Source organism: Pseudoduganella umbonata, assembly GCF_014192225.1.
Classification (GTDB): Bacteria; Pseudomonadota; Gammaproteobacteria; order Burkholderiales; family Burkholderiaceae_D; genus Rugamonas; species Rugamonas umbonata.
Map to the genome: position 1 here is coordinate 680,956 of NZ_JACHXS010000003.1, position 25,591 is coordinate 706,546.

Annotated in this window: 20 protein-coding genes; 2 read left to right on the forward strand and 18 right to left on the reverse strand. The window is 66.1% G+C overall.

What is annotated here, in order from left to right:
- Positions 1 to 110: 110 nt before the first annotated feature.
- Together FHS02_RS11630 and FHS02_RS11635 are read left to right on the forward strand one after the other, a co-directional pair.
- The gene (locus tag FHS02_RS11630; RefSeq protein WP_137317362.1) at positions 111 to 632 is read left to right on the forward strand and encodes a GAF domain-containing protein; all 522 of its coding nucleotides are present in this window, start codon (positions 111 to 113) and stop codon (positions 630 to 632) included.
- On the forward strand, positions 625 to 1,026 hold the full coding sequence (locus FHS02_RS11635; RefSeq protein ID WP_137313569.1) for an ANTAR domain-containing protein: 402 nt from the start codon (positions 625 to 627) through the stop codon (positions 1,024 to 1,026). The genes FHS02_RS11630 and FHS02_RS11635 overlap by 8 nt, the downstream gene beginning before the upstream one ends.
- A gap of 12 nt (positions 1,027 to 1,038) precedes the next feature.
- On the opposite strand, the gene FHS02_RS11640 is transcribed toward FHS02_RS11635, so the two are convergent.
- The 18 genes from FHS02_RS11640 to araD1 all read right to left on the reverse strand — a co-directional run bounded on the left by FHS02_RS11640 (position 1,039) and on the right by araD1 (position 25,555).
- Positions 1,039 to 2,583: a PAS domain-containing sensor histidine kinase gene (locus FHS02_RS11640; RefSeq protein ID WP_137313570.1), complete on the reverse strand. Its 1,545-nt coding sequence runs from the start codon at positions 2,581 to 2,583 to the stop codon at positions 1,039 to 1,041.
- Between the two features lie 65 nt (positions 2,584 to 2,648).
- Positions 2,649 to 3,821: an esterase-like activity of phytase family protein gene (locus FHS02_RS11645; protein ID WP_137313571.1), complete on the reverse strand. Its 1,173-nt coding sequence runs from the start codon at positions 3,819 to 3,821 to the stop codon at positions 2,649 to 2,651.
- A gap of 272 nt (positions 3,822 to 4,093) precedes the next feature.
- Positions 4,094 to 5,389 carry a DUF3422 family protein gene (locus tag FHS02_RS11650; protein ID WP_137313572.1) on the reverse strand — a complete coding sequence of 432 codons (1,296 nt, stop codon included), beginning with the start codon at positions 5,387 to 5,389 and terminating at the stop codon, positions 4,094 to 4,096.
- Entirely contained in the window at positions 5,389 to 6,330 is a 942-nt protein-coding gene (locus tag FHS02_RS11655; RefSeq protein WP_137313573.1) for a LysR family transcriptional regulator, read from the reverse strand. The genes FHS02_RS11650 and FHS02_RS11655 overlap by 1 nt, the downstream gene beginning before the upstream one ends.
- 107 nt (positions 6,331 to 6,437) lie before the next feature.
- Entirely contained in the window at positions 6,438 to 7,448 is a 1,011-nt protein-coding gene (locus FHS02_RS11660) for a glycoside hydrolase family 43 protein (protein ID WP_307722197.1), read from the reverse strand.
- 73 nt (positions 7,449 to 7,521) lie between these two features.
- Positions 7,522 to 8,496: a glycoside hydrolase family 43 protein gene (locus FHS02_RS11665; protein WP_137313574.1), complete on the reverse strand. Its 975-nt coding sequence runs from the start codon at positions 8,494 to 8,496 to the stop codon at positions 7,522 to 7,524.
- Positions 8,497 to 8,506: 10 nt separating this feature from the next.
- Positions 8,507 to 9,457, reverse strand: coding sequence for a galactofuranose ABC transporter, permease protein YjfF (gene yjfF / locus FHS02_RS11670; protein ID WP_137317364.1), 951 nt, complete (start codon positions 9,455 to 9,457; stop codon positions 8,507 to 8,509).
- Between the two features lie 103 nt (positions 9,458 to 9,560).
- The gene (locus tag FHS02_RS11675) at positions 9,561 to 10,658 is read right to left on the reverse strand and encodes an ABC transporter permease (protein ID WP_229422591.1); all 1,098 of its coding nucleotides are present in this window, start codon (positions 10,656 to 10,658) and stop codon (positions 9,561 to 9,563) included.
- A complete protein-coding gene (locus FHS02_RS11680; RefSeq protein WP_137313575.1) occupies positions 10,655 to 12,184 on the reverse strand; it encodes a sugar ABC transporter ATP-binding protein in 1,530 nt (509 codons plus the stop codon). The genes FHS02_RS11675 and FHS02_RS11680 overlap by 4 nt, the downstream gene beginning before the upstream one ends.
- Positions 12,185 to 12,198: 14 nt before the next feature.
- The gene (locus FHS02_RS11685) at positions 12,199 to 13,161 is read right to left on the reverse strand and encodes an ABC transporter substrate-binding protein (RefSeq protein WP_137313576.1); all 963 of its coding nucleotides are present in this window, start codon (positions 13,159 to 13,161) and stop codon (positions 12,199 to 12,201) included.
- Between the two features lie 141 nt (positions 13,162 to 13,302).
- Positions 13,303 to 15,660 carry a glycoside hydrolase family 127 protein gene (locus tag FHS02_RS11690; RefSeq protein WP_137313577.1) on the reverse strand — a complete coding sequence of 786 codons (2,358 nt, stop codon included), beginning with the start codon at positions 15,658 to 15,660 and terminating at the stop codon, positions 13,303 to 13,305.
- A gap of 264 nt (positions 15,661 to 15,924) precedes the next feature.
- Complete coding sequence (locus tag FHS02_RS11695) at positions 15,925 to 16,947, reverse strand: arabinan endo-1,5-alpha-L-arabinosidase (RefSeq protein WP_137313578.1); 1,023 nt, start codon at positions 16,945 to 16,947, stop codon at positions 15,925 to 15,927.
- Positions 16,948 to 17,029: 82 nt separating this feature from the next.
- Positions 17,030 to 18,556, reverse strand: coding sequence for a glycoside hydrolase family 43 protein (locus FHS02_RS11700; protein ID WP_137313579.1), 1,527 nt, complete (start codon positions 18,554 to 18,556; stop codon positions 17,030 to 17,032).
- A gap of 4 nt (positions 18,557 to 18,560) precedes the next feature.
- Positions 18,561 to 20,105 carry an alpha-N-arabinofuranosidase gene (locus tag FHS02_RS11705; protein WP_137313580.1) on the reverse strand — a complete coding sequence of 515 codons (1,545 nt, stop codon included), beginning with the start codon at positions 20,103 to 20,105 and terminating at the stop codon, positions 18,561 to 18,563.
- Positions 20,106 to 20,127: 22 nt separating this feature from the next.
- On the reverse strand, positions 20,128 to 22,053 hold the full coding sequence (locus FHS02_RS11710; protein ID WP_137313581.1) for a glycoside hydrolase family 97 protein: 1,926 nt from the start codon (positions 22,051 to 22,053) through the stop codon (positions 20,128 to 20,130).
- A 122-nt stretch (positions 22,054 to 22,175) separates the two neighbouring features.
- Positions 22,176 to 22,943, reverse strand: coding sequence for an SDR family NAD(P)-dependent oxidoreductase (locus FHS02_RS11715; protein ID WP_137313582.1), 768 nt, complete (start codon positions 22,941 to 22,943; stop codon positions 22,176 to 22,178).
- Positions 22,944 to 22,994: 51 nt separating this feature from the next.
- Positions 22,995 to 24,578 (reverse strand): aldehyde dehydrogenase (NADP(+)), encoded by a 1,584-nt coding sequence (locus FHS02_RS11720; RefSeq protein WP_137313583.1) that lies wholly within the window; start codon positions 24,576 to 24,578, stop codon positions 22,995 to 22,997.
- Complete coding sequence (gene araD1, locus FHS02_RS11725) at positions 24,575 to 25,555, reverse strand: AraD1 family protein (RefSeq protein WP_137313584.1); 981 nt, start codon at positions 25,553 to 25,555, stop codon at positions 24,575 to 24,577. The genes FHS02_RS11720 and araD1 overlap by 4 nt, the downstream gene beginning before the upstream one ends.
- Positions 25,556 to 25,591 lie beyond the last annotated feature (36 nt).

Below are 25,591 nucleotides of genomic sequence, written 5' to 3' on the forward strand. Positions count from 1 at the left end.
TTTCTCTGCGGCGCATCTTGCCAGAAATCCAATGCGAACGGGAGCAAAAAAGTGTAAGCGGCCTCGAGCGGCATGGTAGAGTGGAAATGCCCGTGTTTCACTGTCAAATCATGCTCGTTCCCGCCAGACCCGCCGACGAAGGCGCCCGCATCGCCGCCCTGTACGCCCTGCTGATGCTCGACACGCCGCCCGAGGCGCGCTTCGACCGGATCGTCGAATTCGCGGCCCAGGAATTCGCCGTGCCCATCGCCCTGATCACGCTGCTCGACGACGACCGCCAGTGGTTCAAGGCGGCGATCGGCATGGGCACCACCTGCCAGACCAGCCGCGACATCTCGTTCTGCGGCCATACCATCCTGAAAAGCGAGATCATGGTGGTCGAGGACGCGCTGCTCGACCCGCGCTTCGCCGACAACCCGCTGGTGACCGGCCCGCCGCACATCCGCTTCTATGCCGGGGCGCCGCTGGTGCTGCCGTCCGGCTACGCGATGGGCAGCCTGTGCGTGATCGATACCCGGCCGCGCAGGCTCGACGGCATGGAGCTGGCGATCCTGTCCACGCTGCGCCACCTGGTGGTGCAGCAGCTGACGGGCGAAGCCGATGGCAAGGTGCAGGAGGCCGCCGATGCCTGAACACCGCATGCTGCTGGTGGAACCGGCGGACATGCTGCGCCGCACCGTGTCGCTGACCGCGCGCTCGCTCGGCCTGGAGGCGATCGACGAGGCGGCCAGCCTGCCCCAGGCGCAGCGGCTGCTGCGCGAACGCCGCTATGCCGGTGCCGTGATCGCCATCGACAGCGACGGCACGCTCGACCTGACGCTGGTGGACCAGGTCCGCCAGGGGCAGACCGCGAGCGACGCGGCGATGCCGATCGCCGTGCTGGCGGCGCAGGCCGATCCGGAATTCATCGAAGCGCTGCGCGGCCGTGACGTGCGGCGTGTGATCCTCAAGCCGTTCCGTGCCAAGGTGCTGCTGGAAACGTTTATCGCGATGGGCGCCGGCGGGCTGGCCGAGCCGCCGGCCTGAGGGCCGCGGCGGTCAGGCCGGCACCGGCTGGCACCGCTCCAGGGCGCAGGGCAGCCACAGCGAGAATACGCTGCCCTGGCCAAGTTCGCTGCGCACCGCGATGTCCGCATCGATCAGCTTGGCCAGCCGTTCGGAAAGATGCAGGCCCAGGCCGGTGCCCTCGAACTGCCGCGTGGTGCCCTGGTCGATCTGCGTGAATGGCTTGAACAGCAGGCCCAGCTTGTCGGAGGCGATGCCGATGCCCGTGTCGATCACGTCGATGCGCACCGCCGGCACGGCGACGTTGCCGCCGCGCTTTTCGCTATCTTCGTCGACGTTTTCATCGACCTCCACTTCCACCCGCACTTCGCCCTGCTCGGTGAACTTGATCGCATTGTTCAGCAGGTTGATGACGATCTGCTGCACCGCACGCCGGTCGGTGCAGACGACGGCGTTGCGGTCGGCCTGCCGCACGTGCAGCGCCAGGCCCTTGGCATGGGCCAGCGGGGCAAACATCGCCGCCACGTCCTGGACCAGCCGGCGGCAGTCGAACGGCTCCCGGTTCAGCTCCACCTTGCCGGAGGCGATCTTGGTGATGTCGAGGATATCGTTGATCAGCGACAGCAGGTGCCGTGCGCTGGACTGGATCGTGCGCAGCTGCCGGTCCTGCTCCACGTTGACGGGGCCGGGCAGCTGCATCAGCAGCGTTCCCGTAAAACCGATGATGGCATTGAGCGGCGTACGCAGTTCGTGCGACATCGACGACAGGAAGCGGTCCTTCGCCAGGCTGGCATCGGCCAGTTCGGCATTCTTTTCCTGCAGCGCGCGCTCGATGCGCTTGCGTTCGCTGATGTCGCGGATCGCGCTCATCACCAGCGTGCCTTCCTCGGTCGCCAGCGGCGACAGGCTGATCTCGACGGGAAACTCCTCGCCGTTGCGCCGCAAGCCGTGCAGTTCGCGCCCCATTCCCATCGCACGCTGGGTGGGCGCCAGCGAATACGCGACGCGCTGCCACACGTGCGCGCCACGGTAGCGCTGCGGGATCAGCACCTCCAGCAGCTGCCCGCGCAGTTCGCCGACCGGGTAGCCGAACAGCTCGTCGGCCTGCCGGTTCGCCAGCACGATGCGGCCGGCCGCGTTGGCCATGATGATCGCGTCGGGCATCGATGCCAGCAGGTTGCCGAAGCGGGCATCGAGAAGCGCCGCGTCGCGCATCACGCGCAGCGGCGTGACGTCCTTCTTGGTCCACAGGATGGTGTCGGGCCGGCCTTCCGTGCCGCGCACCCGCTTGCTCGAGCTGTCGATATAGATCAGCGAGCCGTCCTTCGCGCGGCGCATCGATTCGTAGTTGGCCGAGCCGTTGGCCAGCGTGTCGAACAGGATGGCCCGTTCGGTATCGCGCAACGACGGCGGCACGATCAGGTCGGCGAGCGTGCGGCCGCGCGCCTCCTCCGCCGTGTAGCCGAACACCGATCCGGCGCCCCGGGTCCAGTACAGCACCACGCCGTCGATCGTCGTGACGATGACCGCATCCGGTGTCTCATCCAGGATCAGCTTGCCGAAATCGATGTCGTCCATGGTATTGCCTGCGCCTGATGCTCGTGCCAAAGCTTACCCAGTTTCGTCAAATTACCGAGCACGGCTCATCGCTGCGGCGCTACCGCCGGCAATACTTCGAACAGCAGCAGCTGCGTGACCTGGCTTTTACTGAAATTGTCGTCGCTGGCAAACAGCAACGTGGCATGGCCGTTCGGCAGCGGCGGGCCGAAGGCAAAGCCTTCCAGGTTGTCGAGCACCGGCAGGCCGAGCGTGGTGAAATCCAGCACCAGGCGCTTGGCGGCCGGGATGACCGGGGAAGCGGCGGCGGCACCGGCCAACGCAGGCACGGCGTGGACGTCGGTGGCGCCGCGCAGGTCCGCCTCGTATAGCCGGATGTAGTTGCGGTACCGGCCGTCGTCGCCCTGCACGGCCGAGCGCTCCAGTACCAGCAGCGTGTGCGGGCCGGTGGCGACGATCTCGGAGATGCCGTTGTCGGCGAACCTGTCTTTGCCCGGGCGGGCGGGGACCGGGTCGAGCGGGTACGCGTACTGGCCCAGCACGCGGCCGCCGCGATCGAGCCGGGTGATGCGGGCCAGCGCACCGTGCTCCGGCGTCGGCACGTCGCCATCCTCGTACAGCGGCGCCTCCAGCGCCAGCCACAGGCTGGCGCCATCGGGCGCGAACGACATTCCTTCCAGGTTGCCGTTGTTGCGCACGCCGCGGTCGTGGGCCGGCGATTCGCGGAACATGGCCGGCAGCGGCAGCTCGCCGCGCGGCGCGCCGTCGGCGCCGGCCTGGCGCACGAACGGATCGATGCCGATGCGCCCGTCGCCCTCGCTCGCAAACCAGATCGTGCCGTCGCGCGGATCGACGCGGACCGATTCGATATCGGCCACCGTGCCGCCGGCCTGCGCCTGCTGCCGCGCGGCCGGGCCGCCAGTGCCCTCCCGCTGGCGGAACCGGTGCACGTCCGACAGCGTGACGACATCGAACGAGGCCGGCGTGAAGCGCAGCGTGGCGCGGTAATAGCGGGCCGGATCGGCGGCCGAACGGTCGTCGCTGGCGAAGACCCATTCGCCGGTCCTGGCATCGTAATCGACGCCGGACAGGCCGCCGACGACCGTGCCCCGGAACGGCATCTTCGACGGCAGGCGCTGCTCGCCGATGAACCGCAGCGCCGCCACCTGCTGCCCGGCCGGCGGCACCGCCACCGCCGCGCATCCGGCCAGCATGCCGGCCAGGCCCAGCACCGCTCCCCGCATCGCCAGACTTCTCATGACACCCCGAATGTTCAGTCAACGCAACATTATGGCAGAGCCAGCCGACTGTGGCATTTCAACAACGGAGAAACAATGGGGACAGTCCCTCCCAGGGGGACTGTCCCCATTGTTGTAAAACGACCAGCGACCTCGTCAGCGCGTCATAGAGCGACGTTTGTTGTAAAAAATTGGGGACTGGAAGGAGCAATGGCATGCATGCCATTGCCGCTTGGCAGGCGCGGAGCATGCTCCGCGAAACCCCTGCCGCGCCCCCGGTGTTGGGAAATATTTCAGGCGTGGTGGCCGCCGCGGTGCAGCCGCTTGTGCATGTTGCGCAGCGTGAGCCAGACGCCGCCGGCGACCAGCGGCACGGCGATGCCGATCAGCGCGTCCGGATTCGGCACCAGGCCGAACACTTTCGCACCCTTGATCGAATAGCCGAGCAGGCCGACCACGTAATACGAGATCGCCGCCACCGACAGCCCTTCGACCGCCTGCTGCAGCCGCAACTGCTGGGCGGCGCGGGCGTTCAGCGATTGCAGGATGGCCCGGTTCTGGGTTTCCTGCACGATGCCCACGCGGGTGCGCAGCAGGTCGTTGCTGTTGGCGATACGGCGCGCCAGCGCTTCCTGCCGGGCGGCGACGGCCTCGCAGGTGCTCATCGCGGGCGCCAGCCGCCGCTCCATGAATTCGGCGACCGTCGGCACGCCTTCGATGCGCGTTTCGCGCAGCTCGTCGATGCGCGTGTTGACCAGCTTGAAGTACGCCTTCGACGCCGCGAACCGGTAGCTGTTATCGAGCGACAGTTTTTCGAGACGCGCGGCCAGGTGCGTGATCTTCTGCAGCAGCGCCTGCTCGGTGGTGCCGTCGGAGGCCAGCAACGCCTCGGTGGCGCCGGCCAGTTCCTTCTCGACGGCGTTCAGTTCCGGCACGGCGCGCTGCGCGGCCGGCAGCGCATACAGCGCCATCATCCGGTACGTCTCGATTTCAAGCACGCGCTGCACCAGGCGCCCGGCCTGCTGTTCGCGCATGCGCACGTCGTTGACGACGAAGCGCGAGAACCCGTCGGCCTGGATCGCGAAGTCCGAGCAGACTTCGCCGCCCTGCATTACATTGCTGGCGGCCAGCGTCACGTGCTCGAACAGATCGTGGACCGGCGCATGGTCGCCCGCCCCGCCCTTGCGCAGGATGACGTGGGCCGCCACCAGCACGCGCCCCTTCAGCGACAGCAGCCACTCCTGCGGCACGTGCTCGATCGGCATCCGCTCGAAGTCTTCCGCTTCGTCGGTGCGCTCGGCGAATGTGTACGTGGCGAACTCGGAATGCAGTTCCCACTTCAGCCGGAAGCGGCCGAAGTCGTGGTAGAAGAAGCCGCCTTCGCGCCCCGGCGCCGTCACGCCGAAATGCGTGCACAGCGCGGCCAGCAGCTCGTGCTGGGCCTGCGCGTTATTGTTGCGGCCATGGCCGAACACGGCGATGTGCGACACGCGCTCGGGTGCGCGCAGCTTCAGGAACGGCCGCGAATGCAATTCGGCGGCGAGCGGCACGCGCTGCGGGTGATTCAGGCTCGAAAACACGAACGACATCAATACACCTCCTTTGCAACGCTGCGCACGGCGGTCAGCAGCAGGTTGGCACCGGGCGACAGCAGGTGGTCCTGCTGCCGGATGATGCCGAACGCATCCATCTTGAACGGCAGTTCGATCGGCAGGATCGTCAGCACGTTCAGCGACTGGTAATAGCGCGCCACGTCGACCGGCATGACGTGCAGCGAATCGGTCTGCTGGAGCAGCGCCGTGATCAGCAGCAGCGCGGTGGTATCGACGGTGTTGGCCGGCGGCTCCAGCCCGGCGCGGCGGAACATCATGTCCACGCGGTGGCGCAGGATGCTGCCCTGCGGCGGCAGCACCCAGGGATGGCTGGCGATGTCCTTCAGCGTCAGGTTGCTGGAACTGGCCAGCGGGTGGCCGTTGCGCGCCACGGCGCACGCCGGCTCCTCGGTCAGTTCCTCGTACGACAGCCGCGAATTGGTATCGTGTTCGAGGATGCGGCCGATCATGAAGTCGAGCGTGCCCCGCTCCAGCATGTTGACCAGCGTATTGGACGGCTCCATGTGCACGCCGATGCGCAGCAGCGGCGCCTGCTGCTTGACCTTGGCGATCGCCTGCGGCAGCAGCGACATGGCCGGCGTCATGATGACGCCGATCTCGACCTGGCCCACCAGGCCGGACTTCAGCGCCAGCACGTCGTCATGCGCCAGCGACAGGCTGGTCAGGGCCATGCGCGCATGGCGTATCATCGTCTCGCCGAACAGCGTGGGCTCCATGCCGCGCGGCAGGCGCTCGAAGAGCTTCACGTCGAGCATCTCTTCGAGGTCCTTGATCTGCTTCGACGCTGCCGGCTGCGTCATGTGCAGCGTTTCGGCGGCACGGTGGATGTTGCGTTGTTCGTCCAGCGCGATCAGCAGCAGCAGCTGCCGCGTTTTCAGGCGCGCGCGCAGGAACCAGTTGGGATTGAGTGTATCCATCGGCGCATCATATCATTGCCGAGTTTCAATCCGGCATCGGAAAAGCCGCCAGGACCCCGCACAGCCGCGCTTTTGCAACGCACGGCTGTCGGTATCGGGGCGCGTGTTTACTTGCAGCTCGCCGTGGGGTTGGCGGCCGGCCCTTCGGCGGTTTGCGGGATGAACGGGATCGTACCGTCCGCGTTGTAGCGGAACTCCTCCACGGCCACCGAGCGCCGGTGCTCGCCCCCGGCCGGCAGGTCGGCATTGTGGTACACCACATACGATTTGCCGTTGAACTCCGCGAACGCATGGTGCACCGTCTTGGTCTTCCTGTTCGCGTCCATGATCTTGCCGCGGTAGCGCCACGGTCCGGTCGCCTTGTCGCTCGTCGCGTACACGGTGTACTCGGGCCAGTCGCGCGAATACGACAGGTAGTAGATGCCCTGGCGCTTGTGCAGGTATGGCGCCTCGGTGAACTGCGGCAGTCCCTCGGTGACGATCGGCCCATCGAGTTCGGTCATGTTCGTCTTCAGCTTCGCGTACTTCAGCACCTGGTTGCCCCAGTAGATATAGGGCGTGCCGTCGTCGTCGATGAAGACGGTCGGATCGATGTCGTCCCAGCCGATGTCGGTCTGCAGGGTTTGCGCATTGGTGATCAGGGGCTTGCCGATGGCGTCGCGGAACGGTCCGAGCGGGCTGTCCGACACCGCCACGCCGATCGCCTTGGCATTCGCGGCACGTTCGGACACGGTGGCGAAGAACCAGTACTTGCCGCCATGCTTGACGATGTCGCTGGCCCAGGCGGAATCCTTGGCCCACGCGAACGTGTCGTAGCGCAGCGCGGTACCGTGCTCCTTCCAGTGTTTCATGTCGCAGCTCGACAGCACCAGCCACTCGTTCATCACGTAGCCCTTGTCGTCCGGCGACTCGTCGCGGCCCGCGTACACGTAGGCACGGCCGCCATCGACCAGCACGGCCGGATCGGCGGTGAACTTGTCCTTGACGAGGGGGTTGCCGGCCAGCGCCGACGCGGCGCACAGGGCGGCGGCGGCGGTAAAGACGGTACGCTTCAATGAGTTACGCTTGAATAAGGCACGCTTGAAGAAGGTACGCGTGAATACGTCAGGCTTGAACAAGGGAGTCTCCAGTCCGGAATATCGTTATGGAAGTAAAAACGCCCCCGCTGGCGGGGGCGCAATGCTTCTTCTGTTACTTCTTGCAGGCCGCGGTCGGATTCGCCGCCGGGCCTTCGGTGGTCTGCGGGATGAACGGAATCGTGCCGTCCGCGTTGTACTTGAACTCTTCCACGGCCACCGAGCGGCGGAACTCGTCGCCGGTCGGCAGTTCGGCGTTGTGGTAGAAGATATACGACTTGCCGTTGAATTCGGCGAAGGCCTGGTGGATCGTCGGCGTCTTCTTGTTCTGGTCCATGATCTTGCCGCGGTAGTGCCACGGGCCCGTCACCTTCTTCGCCGTCGCGTACACGGTATGCTCCGGGAACTCGCGCGAGTACGACAGGTAGTAGATGCCGTTGCGCTTGTGGACGTAAGGCGCTTCCGTGTAGTGCGGCAGGCTGGTGGTCTGGATGTCGCCATCCATCTCGATCATGTTCTTCTTCAGTTTCACGAACTTCAGGGTCTGGTTGCCCCAGAACAGCCACGGCGTGCCGTCATCGTCGACGAAGATGCCGGGATCGATGTCGTCCCAGGCGATATCCGTTTCCATCGTCATGTCGTTGGTGATCAGCGCCTTGCCGATGGCGTCGCGGAACGGCCCCGTGGGGCTGTCCGCCACGGCCACGCCGATGCCCTTGGCATTGGTGCTGTTGTCATGCACGGTGGCGTAGAAATAGTACTTGTTGCCGACCTTCGTGATGTCGCTGGCCCAGGCAGAGCCGCCCGACCACTTGAACACGTCGTAGCGCAGCGCGGTGCCGTGCGCGGTCCAGTTCTTCATGTCGCAGGTCGAGTACACCAGCCATTCGTTGAGCACGAAGTCCTTGTCTTGCGGCTTCGGGCGCGCTTCGTCGTGGCCCGTGTACAGGTAGACGCGGCCCTTGTCGACCAGCACCGCCGGATCGGCCGTGAACTTGTCGGAGAACAGCGGATTGCCCGCAATGGCCGGAACGACCGCGCAGGCGGCCGCCACCGCGAGCGCCAGGGCGCCGAGGCTTTGCTTCTTCATCTAAAACTCCTCAGGATTGTTGCGAGCGGGCGGACAGCAGTCGTTGCACCACGCAGAACAGGAACAGCAGGCCGCCGATGACGATCTTGGTCCACCAGGAACTCAGCGTACCGTCGAAGGCGATCAGGGTCTGGATCGTGCCGAGCACCAGCACGCCGGACAGGGCGCCGGCCACATAGCCGTAGCCGCCGGTCAGCAGGGTACCGCCGATGACGACCGCGGCGATCGCATCGAGTTCGGTGCCCTGCGCATGCTGGCCATAGCCGGACAGCATGTAGAACGCGAACAGCACGCCGCCCAGCGCGGCGCAGAAGCCGGAGAACGCGTACACGCCGATCTTGGTGCGCGCCACGTCCAGGCCCATCATCAGCGCCGATTGCTCGTTGCCGCCGATGGCGTAGACGCCGCGGCCGAAGGCGGTGCGGCGCGAAGCCCAGATGGCGACGGCCAGCACGACCAGCGCGATCGCGGCCGACGGCGAGATAAATCCACCGATGAAAGGAATCTGCGTCTGCGACGCCGCCACGAACAGCGGGTCCTCGATGGTGATCGATTCGATGCTGATCAGGTAGCACAGGCCACGGGCCAGGAACATGCCGGCCAGCGTGACGATGAACGGCTGCAGCTGGAAATAGTGGATCAGCGCGCCCTGGAAGGCGCCGAACACGGCGCCGAAGGCCAGCACGATGGCGATCACGGCGAGCGGATTCCAGCCGGCGTTCAGCAGCCAGGCGGCGATCATCGTCGTCAGCGCCAGCACGGAGCCCACCGACAGGTCGATGCCGCCGGCCAGGATCACGTAGCCCATGCCCACCGCGATCACCAGCAGGTGCGCGTTGTCGATCAGCAGGTTCAGCATCACCTGCCCGGACAGGAAGCCTTCGTAGGCGCCGCCGCCGGCGGCCAGCAGCACCACCAGCAGGATCACGGTGACGAGCGACGTGAACCACGGCGCGCTCATGATGCCCGGCGCGGATCTGTTCGCGGCCTTGTGGGCGCCCCCATTGCTCATGACAGCAGTATTCATTTGCGTACCTTCTTCCGAATCTTCATCCGAATCTTCATCACTTACGGCCCTTCCACAGCTTCTGGAAACCCGTCGACTGCGACAGGCACACGATGAACACGACGATCGCCTTGACGACCATGTTGACTTCCGGCGGCACGCCCAGCGAGTAGATGGTCCACGTCAGCGTCTGGATGATCAGCGCGCCGATCATGCTGCCCACCAGGCTGAACTTGCCGCCGGCCAGCGACGTGCCGCCCAGCGTGACGGCCAGGATCGCGTCCAGTTCCAGCAGCAGGCCGGCGTTGTTCGCGTCGGCGCTCTTGATGTTCGAGCTGATCATCAGGCCGGCCATGCCGGCGCAGGTGGAGCAGAACACGTAGGTGAAGAAGATCAGCGTGGCGGTGCGGATGCCGGCCAGCCGCGCGGCCACCGGGTTGATGCCGACCGACTGGATGAACAGCCCCAGCGCGGTCTTCTTCAGCAGCAGGCCGACCACCAGCAGCACGGCGCCCACCACCCACAGCGAGAACGGCAGGCCCAGCAGGTAGCCGCTGCCCAGGAAGAAGAACGGTTCGTAGTACACGGTGACGATCTGGCCATCGGTGAACAGCTGGGCCAGGCCGCGGCCGGCCACCATCAGGATCAGCGTGGCGACGATCGGCTGCAGTTTCAGGCCGGCCACCAGCACGCCGTTCCAGGCGCCGCACAGGACGGCGATGCCCAGCGCCGCGGCCAGCGCCACCGGCATCGGCGTGTTCGCCACGTACTCGGGCTGGCCGTTGTTGATGACCATGGTGCCGCCGATCAGCATCGCGGCCACGGTTCCGGAGAGCGCTACCACCGCCCCCACGGAAATGTCGATGCCGCGCGTGGCGATCACCAGCGTCATGCCCAGCGCCGCCAGCATCAGCGGCGCGGCGCGGTTCAGGATGTCGATCAGCGGGCCATACAGGTGGCCATCCTTGATTTCCAGGCTCAGGAAGCCGGGAATGAAGATGATGTCCAGCACCAGCAGGGCCGCCAGCGCGAGGATCGGCTTGGCCAGCGAATGCGACAGCAGGGAGTTCCTTGCGGGCTTGGCCCCCGCTGCGGGGCCGGATGCGCCGGACGGTGCCGGCGCGGGCGCCGGCGGCGCCATGTTTGCTTGCGTCATGCGCGAATTCCTTCCACTTCCTCTCCCGCGATCACCTGCAGCACGGTCTGGTCGTCCAGGTCGCCGCGCACGTATTCGCCGCATTTCTCGCGGTCGCGCAGCACCACCATGCGGTCGCTGCAGCGCAGCACCTCCGGCAGTTCGGACGAGATGAACAGCACCGACATGCCCGTCCTGCACAGCGTCGTCACGTAATCCATGATCTCGCCCTTGGCGCGCACGTCGATGCCGCGCGTGGGTTCGTCGAGGATCATCAGCTTCGGATCGGTGGCCAGCCAGCGCGCCAGCAGCACTTTCTGCTGGTTGCCGCCGGACAGGGTGCCGATCGGGGTTTCGATGCTGGCCGTCTTGATGCCCAGCCATTTCACGTAGTTCTCGGCGATCTCCTGCTGCAGCTTCATCGGGATCGCGCGCATGACGCCGGCCCGCGCCTGCATGGCCAGGATCAGGTTCTCGCGCACCGACAGCGACAGGATCGCGCCTTCGTGCTTGCGGTCTTCCGAGCAGAAGCCGATGCCGGCGGCAATGGCGTCGCGCGGCGTGTCGAAGCGCTGCGTCTTGCCGCCCATCGTGATGCTGCCGGTGTCGGCCTTGTCGGCGCCGAACAGCAGGCGCGCCAGTTCCGTGCGGCCGGAACCGAGCAGGCCGACCAGGCCGAGCACCTCGCCCTGCTTCACTTCCGCATCGACCGGCTTCAGGGCGCCGCGGCGGCCGAGACCTTCAATGGTCATCAGCGTGCCGCCGGCGTGGTGCGCCTGGGCGGCTGCCTGTGCCGCCTCCTCGGCCTGCTGGGCCGGCGCGCCGATCATCTTGTTCACCAGCGCGAGACGCGACAGTTCGCTGGCCGGGTATTCGCCTTCCCGTTCGCCGTTGCGCATCACCGTGATGCGGTCGGAGATCGCGTAGGTCTGGTCCAGGAAGTGGGTGACGAACAGGATCGCCATGCCCTCCCCGCGCAGGCGGCGCAGCACGCGGAACAGCAGCTGCACTTCCGCCTCGTCGAGGCTGGACGTCGGCTCGTCGAGGATCAGCACTTTCGCCGACGTGTTCAGCGCGCGCGAGATCGCCACCATCTGCTGGATCGCCAGCGAATAGCGGGCCAGCGGCTGCGTCACGTCGATGTCCACTTCCAGCTGGCGCAGCATGGTGGCGGCCTGCTCGCGCATGGCCTTCCAGTCGACGCCGAACCAGGTGCGCGGGTAGCGGCCGATGAAGATGTTTTCCGCGACCGACAGGTTCGGGCACAGGTTGACTTCCTGGTACACCGTGGAGATGCCCAGTTCCTGCGCCTCCAGCGTGGAATCGGGCCGGATCGGCTGGCCGTCGAGCACCATGCTGCCCTCGTCCGGCGTGTACACGCCGGTCAGCACCTTGATCAGCGTCGACTTGCCGGCGCCGTTCTGGCCCATCAGGGTGTGCACTTCGCCCGGATATAGGCGCAGGCCGGCATTCGACAGGGCCTTCACGCCCGGGAACGATTTGTGGATGCCGGTCAGTTCCAGTACCGGCGCGCGGTCAGCCGCCATGCCTGCCACCGACATCAGTATTTACGGTTCGGGAATTCTTTCAGCGCGACCTCGGCCGGGAACACGCGTTCCTCGACGACGAGGCGCTTCGGCACCTGCTTGCCGGCCTTGACGTCTTTCGCCGTCTGCATCAGCAGCGGGCCGAGCAGCGGGTTGCACTCGACGGTCACGTTCAGCTTGCCCTGGATCATGGCCTCGAACGCGCCGCGCACGCCGTCGACGGAGACGATGACGATGTCCTTGCCCGGTTTCAGGCCCGCTTCCTCGATCGCCTGGATCGCGCCGATCGCCATGTCGTCGTTGTGCGCGTACAGCACGTTGATATTCTTGCCGTGCGCCTTCAGGAAGGCTTCCATCACTTCCTTGCCCTTGGCACGCGTGAATTCGGCGGTCTGCGTGCGCAGCAGCTTCAGTTGCGCATTGCCCTTGGTGACTTCGTCGAAACCGGTCTTGCGGTCGATTGCCGGTGCCGAACCCACGGTGCCCTGCAGTTCGACGATGTTGAACGTTTTACCCGGCTGCTTCTTGGCGTACTCGTTCAGCCAGCGGCCGGCGCGGCGGCCTTCCTCGACGAAGTCGGAGCCGATCAGCGTCACGTACAGCGACTTGTCGGCCACGTTGACGTCGCGGTCGGTCAGGATCACCGGGATGTTCGCGGCCTTGGCTTCGCGCAGCACGGTATCCCAGCCCGATTCCACCACCGGCGAGAACGCGATCACGTCCACTTTCTGGGCGATGAAGGAGCGGATCGCCTTGACCTGGTTTTCCTGGCGCTGCTGCGCATCGGCGAACTTCAGGTTGACGCCGGCCTTCTTGGCGGCATCCTTGACGGACACGGTATTCGCGGTGCGCCATTCCGATTCGGCGCCGACCTGCGAGAAGCCCATCACGAGGGGTTTGGCCGCCATGGCGGGGAAGGCGGCGCCGGCCAGGGCGAGTGCTGCTGCGGCGATGAAAGTCCTGCGCTGTACAGTCATGCGTGTCTCCGTGCTGTGATGTTGCGATTCAAATTGCGGATGCAACAGCTGAATTGGTTGCAATTATTCTTTTGCGGCTATGGTAGAAGAAATTGCCATGCCGAACCAATATATTTTTTCGCCGCTGCCATACCTTTTTTACTATCGCAGCAGCCTCAACCCATACAGGCCGCCCGCGATCGAGCCCGGTTGCGCGACGAATTTCACTTCGATCTTCTTGCCCAGCCCTTCGGGCAGCGCGATATCGCGGGTATAGAAAGCTTCGTCTTCCTTACCCAGCGCCATCGACTGCAGCGGCCTGCCGTCGACGAGGATGTCGAACCTGCGGCCCGCATCGCTTGACGCGAACGTCAGGCGCAGCACCTTGGCCTCGCCTTTCGGGTTGTTCAGCACATAGCTGAACCAGCCGGTGGCATGGCGCCAGTGGCGGCCCGCATTGACGCCGGCATCGGCGCCCTCGCCCTTGAAGGCATGGTCGGACTCGGGCTGCTGCTCGCCCGGCGCCACCTGGTCGATGGTGCGGGCGTTCAGCGCCAGGCGTTCCTTTTCCTGCTGCGCGGTCTGTTCCTGCAGCGCGGCATAGCCGGACGGCGTGGAGCGCTGCCAGTACATCGTGTAGCGGGCATCGTGCAGGCGGAAGAACGGCACCAGCTTGAGCTGTGCGGCGTCGCCTTGGCCGCGGATCAGGTCCGGCGCCGTGAACGTCAGCGGCTGGCCTTTCACGGGCTTGATCTTGCCCGTGAAGTCCTTGGCGTCGGACACGAACATCGGCGCGGCGCCCAGCGGGCAGATCTCGCCCTTGGCGATGTGGCCCATGCGCGAATCGTCGGCCAGTACGTTCAGCTTCTCGTCCCTGAATTTTTCGTCCAGGATCGGCGCGGTCTTCGCGGCCAGCACGATCGGGCCGTGCAGCACGGCGTACCAGTTCGACTTGTCGGGCATCTGCTCCAGGTGGGTCTTCATCGGCAGCTTCAGTTCCACCGTGTCGCCGTCGCGCCATTCGCGCTCGATGCTGACGTAGCCATCCTCGCCGGCGTTGGCTTTCACCGCCTTGCCGTTGACTTTTACCGCCAGCGCGCCCTTCGCCACCCACGCCGGGTAGCGCAGTTTCATGGCGAACCTGCCGGTCCCGTGGACCGTTACGCGGGTGCTTTCCTCATCCGGGAAGCTCGTGGCTTGCGTGATGCGCACGTTCTTTTCCGCCCACGCCAGCTCGGACGGGATGAACAGGTTGACGAACAGCGTGTCAGCCTCTTTCGCATAAATGAACTGGCCATACTTGGCATGGCTCTCGATGCCGGAACCGACGCAGCACCACATGCCCTGGTCGACCTGCGAGTAGACCCGGTAGTGGTTCGGGCGCATCGGCGTGAAGTACACGAAGCCGCCCGTTTGCGGGTGCTGCGACGACAGGATGTGGTTGTACAGCGCACGCTCGTAGTAGTCGCCATAGCGCGACTGCGGCTTGTCGGCGAACAGCAGCTCGGTGAGCTTGAGCATGTTGTAGGTATTGCAGGTTTCCGGACCTTCCACGTCGTCGATCATCGGAGCGAAGTCCTTGTGGTCGTGGAAGTGTTCGCGCACGCTGTTGCCGCCGATCGCCACGCTGCGGTTCTCGACAACGGTCTTCCAGAAGAAGCGCGCCGCCTCGCGCATCTTCGGATCGTTGGCCAGCGTGCCGACCCGCTCGAAGCCGATCACTTTCGGGATCTGCGTGTTGGCGTGCAGGCCGGTCAGCTGGTCGCGGCCCTGCTGCAGCGGATCGAGCACGGCGCGGTGCGAGAAGCGCTTTGCCAGCTCCAGGTATTTCTTGTCGCCTGTCATCTCGGCCACGTCGGCCAGCACCTCGTTCATGCCGCCATGTTCGGCGCGCAGCATCGCCTGCATCTGCGTGTCGGACAGCTTCGACGTCAGCGCCAGCGCCCAATCGGCGTAGGCCACCAGCATCGTCCTGGCTTGCTGGTTCCCGCCGATCCGGTACGCGTCGCGCAGGCCGGCAAACGTCTTGTGCAGGTTGTACCACGGCACCCACTTGCCGTTGACGGAGAAGTTATCCGCCTGCAGCTCGCCCCTGGCGATCTTGTCCAGCGCCTCCTTCCCGCCCGGCACGCCGCCCAGGTAGCCGTCGCCGCCGGCATCCTGGCAGCGCTTCAGCTCGCGCACGAAGTAGTCGAGGCGTTCCTTGACCTGCGGGTCGCCGGTCGCCGCATGCATCAGCGCCAGCGCCGACAGGTAATGCCCGCCCATGTGGCCATCCAGCCCGCTGGACTCCCAGTTGCCGTACGACTGCTTCACCGCCGGCAGCCCCGCCTCGCGGCGGAACGGCGCCAGCAGGCGGTCCGGATCGAGCGCCATCAGGTAGCGCAGGTCGGTCCGCTGCGCTTCCAGGAACGGGCTCGCCGTCAGGCGCACGTCCTGCAGCCTGAACAGGTCGGCGGCGTGGGTGGAGTTGACTGCGCAGAGGGCGGCAGCGAGGGCGAGGTGGCGAAGAGTGAGCATGGGTCGTCCTGTGGTTCAGTTCGGCTAGCATTCCTGCTGTCGAGCCCGTGTCCCGGTGCCAGGCACGATGACACGGACTCGACAGGTGTTTCTGCTGCCGAGCTCGTGTCCCGGTGCCAGGCACGATGACACGGACTCGACAGGTGTTTTTGCTGCCGAGCCCGTGTCCCGGTGCCAGGCACGATGACACGGACTCGACAGGTGTTTTTTGCTGCCGAGCCCGTGTCCCGGTGCCAGGCACGATGACACGGGCTCGGCAGTTGGCTATTTGCCAGCCGGCAGCAGCACGCTCTGATAGCTGTTCAGCTGCGCCGCATCGACCACCGGCCAGCCGGCGCCATCCCACTTCATGTCCAGCACCTTCAGCTTCTGCCGGTAGTCGTCGCCGGTCTCGTAGGCGTGCAGCACCAGCACGTCGCGCCCGTCGAAGGTGTAGGCGCTGTTGTGGCCCAGGCCGACCCAGTCGCGGTTGCCCTTGATGACGAGCGAGCCGCCGCCCTTGGCCATGTCCTTGCCGTCCTTGTCCAGGTAAGGCCCGGTGATCGCCTTCGAGCGGCCGACGACGACGTGGTACGTGCTCTGCTCTTTCTTGCAGCACAGGCCCCACGATGCGAACAGGTAGTAATAGCCGTTCTTGCGGAAGATGAACGGCGCCTCGATTTCCGCCGGCGCGGCCGATTCGTCGGGCTCGAACGCGGGGCGCTCGCGGCGCGCGATCGTGTACCATTCCTGCGGCTCGGCCGGTTTGGTCCAGTCGGCATTCAGCTTGAACAGCTTCAGGCCCGTCCAGAACGAGCCGAACGACATCCAGCCGTTGCCCTGCTCGTCGGCGATGACGGCCGGGTCGATGGCGTTCCACAGGTCGCGGCCCGGTACGGACTGGATCACCATGCCCTGGTCTTCCCACTTGTAGTCGGGCGAGCGCGGGTCCAGCGTCTTGTTGACGGTCACGCCCATGCCGGAGGTGTTCTTGCCGAAGCCCGACACCGAGTAATACAGGTAGAACTTGCCGTCGCGCTGCACGATGTCCGGCGCCCAGATATGGCCGTCGAACGACGGCGCCGCCTTCTTCGCCCACACCGGATCCTTGTCGAACACGCGGCCTTCCGGACGCCAGTTCTTCATGTCCTTCGAACTGTAGAACGTGATGCCCGGGCCGGTCGAGAACACGTAGTACGTGTTGCCGTCCTTTGCCATCACCGGGTCATGCACGCCCACCTGCGTGGCCTGGGCACCCGCGGCGCCCATGAACAGTGACGCCGCCACCAGATAACTCTGAAACTTCATTACCGATCTCCAATTGCTGTCTGCTTGTTTGCCGGACTTGCCGGCTTCAGTTGCCACCCCGGTCGCCAGCCCGGTTGCCAACTCAGTTGCCAACCCGTGCGCCCCACAGCGACACTCCGTCGGCGTTCTGCGCCGTGAATGTCACCGTGAACGCATTCGCATTGCCGTTGTATTGCCGGGACAGCACGCCGCTGTAGACGGCTGCCGTGCCGTCCACGGCCAGCGCGATGCGGTTGTTGCCCTTGTGCGTCCAGGTACCGGCCAGCGCGCCGGCCAGCTTGCCGTCGGCCGACAGCGTGACCGTCTGCGATGGCTTGATGGCCGCCGAGATGTCCTTGCCGTGGTTGACCAGCTTGTACGAACCGGCGACGTCGGCCGCGGCCACCGTGGCAGGCGGCACGCCGGCGGCCTTGTCCAGCGGAACGTAGCGGAACGGCGCGACCACCGGCCAGCCATCCTCGTTGATGAACATCTCGTGCGTGCGCACTTCATGCAGCTCGCCGGTGCCCGGGAAGCGGGCATGGAAGATGATGAAGTACTTGTTCGTGGCCGGATCGTAGTACGTGCTGTTGTGGCCCGGCGAAACGTAGCCCGGAGCGGTACCCGTTTCGCCCGCGGCGAGCGCGAACTGGTGGTTGCCCATCAGCTTCTGGCCGTGCGGCGCGATGCTGGCATCGTCGAACAGCGGCCTGGCCGGGTCCGACTTCACGGTCGCCATGTCGGTGCCCTTCGCATCGACATACGGGCCGTCGGCATGGCGCGAACGGGCCACCCGCACGTTGTAGGCGCCGTTCGCATCCAGGCCGCCGAACGACGTGAACAGATAGTAGTAGCCACTCTCCGGGCTGTACTGCACGTAGGCACCTTCGATGCGGGCGTGGTTCCCGCCCAGCAGGTGCTTGCCGTAACCCTGGCCCGCCAGCGGCTTGCCGGTCGCCGGGTCCATCGCCAGGATGAAGATGCCGCCCGAGTACGAGCCGTAGATCATCCACAGCTTGTTGTCCTTGTCGCGGAATACCTGCGGATCGACCACGTTCGGGTGTTTCACCGCATCGTAGAGCGTGCCGTCGGCGCCCGCTTCGCCCCACATGCCGGACTTCAGGATGATGCCCTTGTCGACATACGGCCCCTCGACCTTGTCGGCGACCGCCACGCCCAGCGCGGAACGGGGCGAATCGCCCTTGCAGGCGTTGTAGTAGAAATAGTACTTGCCGTCGTCGAGCCGGATGACGTCCGGCGCCCACAGCGTGCTGGTCTGCGCCCAGGCGAAGGTTTCCGCCAGCTGCTTCGTCACGTCGGCGAACAGCGGATTGGTGGCGGTGGCGCCGTCGGCGATCTTCGTCCAGTTCATCAGGTCCGAGGACTTCGCCGCGGCGAGGTGCGAACCGAAGATGTAGAACGTGCCGTCGACGCGCACGACGGACGGGTCATGCACGCCGACGTTGGCGAACGTGACCGGCGTCTGCGCCGGCGCCGCGGGCGTGGTCGGCGTCGTCGGCGCGGAAGGCACGGTAACGGCAGGCGAGCCGCTGCCACCCCCGCCGCCACAGGCGGAGAGGGTCAGCAGGCCCGCCGCGGCCAGCGAGGCCGCAAGCGTTCCTGTCTTCATGCGCTTACTCGACGGCGCCGACGATCACGGACTTGGCCGGCAGCTGGACGGTCAGCTTGCCGCCGGCGGCCTGCGCGCTGTACGCGGCCGGCTTCACCGCGTTCGGTGCGTCGAACGTGTTGTGCGCGTCCATCTTCGCGGAGGTCAGCACCTGGCCGGTGAACTTGGTTGCCGAATTACCGGCGGCGCCGCCGACATTGACCGTGACCTCGGTGGCCTTGTTCGGGTCCGTGTTCACCAGCGCCAGGTACACCTTGCCATCCTTGGCGCGCGCGGCCGAGGCGCTCACCTGCGGCACGGCCTGGGTGCCGGCGCTGTACGCGGTGTTGTTCTCCAGGGACACCGGCAGCGACGTCGCGTCCTGGAACGGCACGTACATCTTGAACGCGTGGTAGGTCGGCGTCAGCACCATGCGCGTCTTGTCGGTCAGGATCATCGCCTGCAGCACGTTGACCATCTGCGCGATGTTCGTCATGCGCACGCGATCGGCGTGCTCGTGGAAGATGTTGAAGTTCAGCGCGGCGACGACCGCATCGCGCAGGCTGTTCTGCTGGTACAGGAAGCCGGCATTGGTGCCCGGTTCCACGTCATACCAGGTGCCCCACTCGTCGACGTACAGGCCGACCTTCTTCTCCGGATCGTTCTTGTCCATCACCGCCTTGTTGTCGCGGATGAACTTGTCCATCCTCAGCGTATTCTGCATCGTGCTGAACCACTGGGATTCCGGGAAGCCGGTGGCGGCGCCCTTCACTTCCCACTTGCCGGTCGGGATCGTGTAGTAGTGGAAGCTGACGCCGGCCATGTCGTTCTTGACCTCGCGGGTCAGCACGTCGGCCCATTTCACGTCGTCGGTATGCCCGCCGCTGGCGATGATCTGCGGCTTGAATTCCTTCGGCGCGCGGATGAAGGTCGTGGTGTTCTTGTACAGGTTGGCGTAGTGCTCGGGGTTCATGTTGCCGCCGCAGCCCCACATCTCGTTACCGACGGCGAAGAAGTCGACCTTCCACGGCTTGTCGCGGCCGTTCTTGCGGCGCAGCTCGGCCAGCGTGGACTTGCTCGGCGACGTCATGTACTCGATCCACTCGCTCATCTCCTGCACCGAGCCGGTACCGAGATTGCCGTTGATGTACACCTGCGCGCCCAGCAGTTCGGCCAGGTCGAAGAACTCGTGCGTGCCGACGGCGTTGTCCTCGGTGACGTTGCCCCAGTTGGTGTTGACCTTCACCGGGCGCTTGCTGCGCGGGCCGATGCCGTCCTTCCAGTGGTATTCGTCGGCGAAGCAGCCGCCCGGCCAGCGCACCAGCGGCACGCGCAGTTCCTTCAGCGCGCCGACCACGTCCTTGCGCCAGCCCTTGGTGTTGGGGATCTTCGAATCCGGACCCACCCACATGCCTTCGTAGATGCCGGTGCCCAGGTGTTCGGCGAACTGGCCGTACACGTTCTTGTCGATGACGGGGCCCGGCTTTGCGGTGTCGATGGTGACGGCGACCTGTGCGAAGGCGCTGCCGCAGACAGCCAGGGAGAGAGCGAGGATGGTACGACGGATCATGAAAGATCTCCTGATATGGTTTTTATTCGAAGACGGCAACGAAGCCGCCACGTGCTTTCAGCTTGATGCTGGTTTTCCTTGATGCCTTGATGCCGGCCTGGGCGAAGGCGCGCTCGCCGGCGCCGTCGGTAATGAGCTTGCCAGCTTTACCGATGAATGCCAGGTCCAGCGCCACGGTGCGCTCCTGCGCGGCGCCGTTGAAGCCTGCCACGTACCACTTGCCGCCGGCCTGGCGGGCGATGACGGCATACTTGCCCGGTTCGCCCGCGACGAAGCGGCTGTCGTCCCACCGGTCGGGCAGCGCGCGCAGGAAGTCCTTGACGTAGTCGGGCGCGGAGGCCATGCCCTGCGGGACTTCGGCGAAGTGCTGGATGCCGGACACGAACAGCACGGACTCGGCCAGCTCGAAGCCGTTGCGCGTGGCGCGCTTGATCTTCGGAATATCGCCGAACACCATCGGCGTGAAATCCATCGGGTCGAACAGGTTGCGCGTAAACGGCAGCATGGCCGCGTGGCTCGCCACCGGGTCCTGGTCCTTCTGGTCGAAAGTGCCGAACTCGAAGCCGCGCACGGCCTCCGCCGTCACCAGGTTGGGCCACGTGCGCGACCAGCCGCGCGGCAGCGTGGCGCCGTGGAAGTTGACCAGCAGCTGGGCGTCGTACGCGTCGCGCAGGATGCCGACGTAGTAGTCGATCATCGACTGGCCATCGCCGCCGAAGAAGTCGACCTTGATGCCTTTCACGCCCATCGTGCGCAGTTTCGCGAACTCGGCGCGGCGGTCGGCGGACGTCAGCAGCTTGCCGCGCGGCGTCATGTCGGTGTCGTTCCACGCGCCGGCCGAGTTGTACCAGACCAGGATGCCGACATTCTTCGGCTTCGCGTAATCCACCAGCTCCTTGACTTTGTCATAGCCGATCTTGGCGTCCCAGTAGGCATCGATCAGCGTGTATTCCCAGCCCATGTCGGCGGCGTAGTCGATGAACTGCTTCTGCGTGCCGAAGGTGGTGAAGTCGTCCTTCAGGATCGCCCAGCTCCACGACGACTGGCCCGGCTTGACCCAGGCCGGGACACCCTCTGCGGCGGGCGCGGCCAGGTCGGTGCCCAGCGTGGAATCGACCACGGTGGCCAGGCTGCCGATCGCCAGCACGCGCCACGGCGTGGTCATCTGGCCGCTGGCCGTTGCCAGCAGCGCACCATCGGTAAAGGTTTCCTGCGGGGCCGGGCCGGCGACGCGGTACTCGCCGCCCGGCGATTGCGTGGCCAGGCGCGAAGCGTGGAACGTGCCGTCCAGGTTCGCTTCGGTCAGCGCAACGTAGGTGTCGCCGGTGCGGAACAGCGCCGGGAAGACCCAGCCGGCCCCCAGCGGCGCTGCCGTGCCCACCGGGATATCGGCCCGGTAATGCTCTTCGTACGACGGATTGGTACGCGCAAAGCCCGTCTTCGCCACCGACATCGGCTGCAGCCATGCGCGCGCCTGCGGGGCGAAGGCGAACGTGGTCGCCTCGTCCTTGAATTTCAGCTGCGGCGCGCGCGCCGTGTAGCGGAACGCCACGCCGTCGTTCGAAACGCGGAACGTGATGTCCAGCGACTGCTTGCCGGGGTTCAGGTAGCGCCACGTGCGTTCGTTGGCCGCATACGTGACATGGCGGCGCTTGCCGGCGACGAGCTCGTACTGCTCGCGGATTTCGCGCGCGGGCGACGCTTCCGGGGCGCCGAGCTTCGTCGTGAAATCGGCACCGTCGAACGACAGGCCCAGCTTCGAGTCGCGCAGCACGGGCTTGCCGGCGCGCGCGATGCGATAGGTGACGCCGCCGTCCTTCGCCTGCGCGACGGTGACGGTCAGCTTGCCGTCCGGGCTGGCGACGGTGTGCGGGGATGGCTGGGCAAATGCAACGGCGGGCGCGGCAATTGCCGACGCCGCCAGTATCCGGTACAGGGCAGGTTTCATGGTCGTGACGATGAAAAGCGCTGCCGTGGGCAGCGTGCTGCGATCGGAACTACAAGACAGGCGAATACGGCCGAGCTCGTGTCACCGTGCAAGACACGGAACACGAGCTCGGCCATACGGGATTACACCCAGCCGGCGTCGACGATGAATTCCTGGCCCGTGCACATGGCGCTGTCGTCGGCGCCCAGGAACAGGATCATCGCGGCCACGTGTTCCGGCATCAGCTTGCCCGGCAGGCACTGGGCGCGCTTGATTTCCGCTTCGCCCGCCTCGTCGACCCACAGGTCGATCTGCCGCTGCGTCATCACCCAGCCCGGCGTCACGGTATTGACGCGGATGTTGTGCGGGCCGAAGTCGCGCGCCAGGCAGCGCGTCAGGCCGATCACGGCCGCCTTGGTGGTGCCGTAGACCGGGTAGCCGGCGTTCTTGGCATGCCACGACATCGAGCTGATGTTGATGATCGAGCCGCCGCCCTTCTTCTTCATGCCTTCCAGTACCGACTGGCACGTGAAGAACATCGGCCGCTGGTTGATGGCGATGCGCTCGTTCCAGTATTCCAGCGTCACTTCTTCCGGCTTGTGGCGCTGGTCGTTGGCGGCGTTGTTGACCAGCACGTCGAAGTCGCCGATCTCGGCGGCCAGTTCGGCGATGGTGTTCTGCAGCGCCGGAATGTCGGTGATGTCGCAGTAGCGGTACAGCGGTGCCGGCAGGCCGGCGGCGGCCAGGCGTTCCACCAGCGCCAGGCTGGCTTCCTTGGCGATGTCGACGAACGCGACGACCGCGCCCTGCTCCGCATACGATGCGACGATCGCTTCACCGATGCCGGTGCCGCCGCCGGTGACGAATACGCGCTTGCCGCGCAGGCTGCCGAACTTGGCAAAATCAGTCATGCTCTGTCTCCCGTTTCTTATCCAACAACAACTCTTGTTTAATCCTGCCGGTCATTCCTTGCCCAGCACGCCATCGCGGCGGCGCCAGATCCCCAGCGGATTACCGTCGCGCAGCGCGTCCGGCAGCAGCGGCTGCGGCAGGTTCTGGTAGCACACCGGGCGCAGGAAGCGCAGGATGGCACCGGTACCGACCGAGGTACTGCGGCCGTCGGACGTGGCCGGGAACGGACCGCCGTGCACCATCGCCGTCGATACTTCGACGCCGGTCGGGAAGCCGTTCGCGAGGATGCGGCCGACCTTGCGTTCCAGTGCCGGCAGCAGCGCGGCGGCGGCATTGTAATCTTCTTCCTCCAGCTGCAGCGTGGCGGTCAGCTGGCCTTCCAGGTGCGTCGTCACGCGGCGCATCTCTTCCACGTCGCGGCAGGCCACCAGCAGCGAGGCCGGACCGAACACTTCGCCATGCAGCGCCTTCTCCGCCAGGAACGCATCGGCGGACGTGACGAACAGCGCCGCGCCACCCTTGCCTTCCGCGTGGGCACCCAGCGCCAGCGTCTTCACGCTGCCCTGGCCGGCCAGCGCCGCCACGCCCTGCTGGTAGGCGCCGGCGATGCCGGCGGTCAGCATGGTGCCCGCCGCAACGCCACCCAGCGCGGCGGCCGCGGCATGGGCGAAGGCGTCGAAGTCCGGGCCGGCGATGCCGAGCACCAGGCCCGGGTTGGTGCAGAACTGGCCGACGCCCAGCGTCAGCGAACCGGCGAACTGCTGGGCGATATCAAAGCCACGCGCCTTCAATGCGCCCGGCAGCAGGAACAGCGGATTAATGCTGCTCATCTCGGCATACACGGGAATCGGCTGCGGACGCGCCGCGGCCACGGCCATCAGCGCCAGGCCGCCGAAACGGGAGCCCGTGAAGCCGACCGCCTGGATTTCCGGATGGGCCACCAGCTCCTGGCCGATGGCATTGCCGACGCCGGTCAGCAGCGCGAACACGCCGGCCGGCAGGCCGGACAGTTCCACCGCCTTCGCCACCGCGCGGCCCACCAGTTCGGACGTGCCCGGGTGCGCCGGATGCGCCTTCAGCACGACCGGGCAGCCGGCCGCGAAGGCCGACGCGGTGTCGCCGCCGGCGACCGAGAACGCCAGCGGGAAGTTCGATGCGCCGAACACGGCGACCGGGCCCACGCCGATCAGGCGATAGCGCAGGTCCGGGCGCGGCGGTGCGCGTTCCGGCAGCGCGGAATCGATCCGCACGTCGCGGTACGAGCCTTCGCGCAGCAGGTCGGCGAACAGTTTCAGCTGGTTGACAGTGCGGCCACGCTCGCCTTCGAGGCGGGGGCGCGGCAGGCCCGTTTCGGCCATCGCGCGTTCGATCAGTTCATCGCCGATGGCGAGGATCTGTCCGGCCACCGTTTCCAGGAACGCGGCGCGTTCCGTGTCGGTGGTGGCGCGGAACGTGTCGAACGCGGCACCGGCCAGGCGGCATGCCTGGTCGATCTGGTCCGTATCCGCCGTGTGGAACGCCGGCTCGATATGCTGGTTCAGGCCCGGATTCCAGGCCTTGAAGTCGCTGCCGTTGCCCTTGACGGCAACGCCGCCGATCAGCGAGTTGCCGGTAATCGTCGGGCTGGCGATCATAAGGCCTTGACCTGCGCCACTTGCGTTTCGACGACGGTCAGCTTGTTGCGCAGCGCCGGGCCGAAGGCCGGCGATTCCACTTCGAACGTCTCGCCCGGCTGCACGGAGATGTTGTCGGCGAAGCTCAGCGTGGCGGTGCCGAAGAAGTGCACGTGCACGTCGCCCGGGCGCTTGAACAGCTGGTACTTGAAGTGGTGGTGTTCCAGGTTGGCGATGGTGTGCGACATATTGTTTTCGCCGGACACGAACGCCTTTTCCCAACGGACCTTGCCATCGGTGTCCAGCACGCGCGACACGCCGTCGATGTGCGCCGGCAGTTCGCCCACCAGCAGTGCCGGGCCGACGCCGCACACGCGCAGCTTCGAGTGGGCCAGGTACAGGTAGTTCTGGCGTTCGGTCACGTGGTCGGAGAATTCGTTGCCGATCGCGTAGCCCAGGCGGTACGGCTGGCCGTCGTCGCCGATCACGTACAGGCCGGCGATTTCCGGCTCTTCGCCGCCATCGAGCGCGAAGTCGGGCATGGCCAGCGCTTCGTTGGTGGCAGCCACGATCGAGCCGTCGCCCTTGTAGAACCATTCCGGCTGCACGCCCGCTTCGCCCGCCGCGGGCTTGCCGCCTTCCACGCCCATGCGGAACATCTTCATCGAGTCGGACAGCGTTTCGACGTCGCCGCCGATCTTCTTGTGCATCGCGTCGCGCGCGTCGGCGGAACCCAGGTGGGTCAGGCCGGTGCCGGTCACGTAGGTGTGTGCGGCGTCCTCATGGTCCAGCGGTGCCAGCGGGGTCACGTCGGCGTAGGCGACGGTCGTCGAGCCGGCCGACGCTTCGGCCAGCGCGGCCAGGCCCTGGCTTGAGCGGATGGCCGCTTGCGCCAGTGCGTAGGTGGTGGCGTAGCCGTCGATCACGCGCAGCGTGCCGTTTTCCAGGATGCCAACGTGGCGGGCGCCTTCTTTGTTCTTGAACTGTACGAGCAGCATATCGGAGTCTCCTGAAGCCATCCGCGACACGCATGT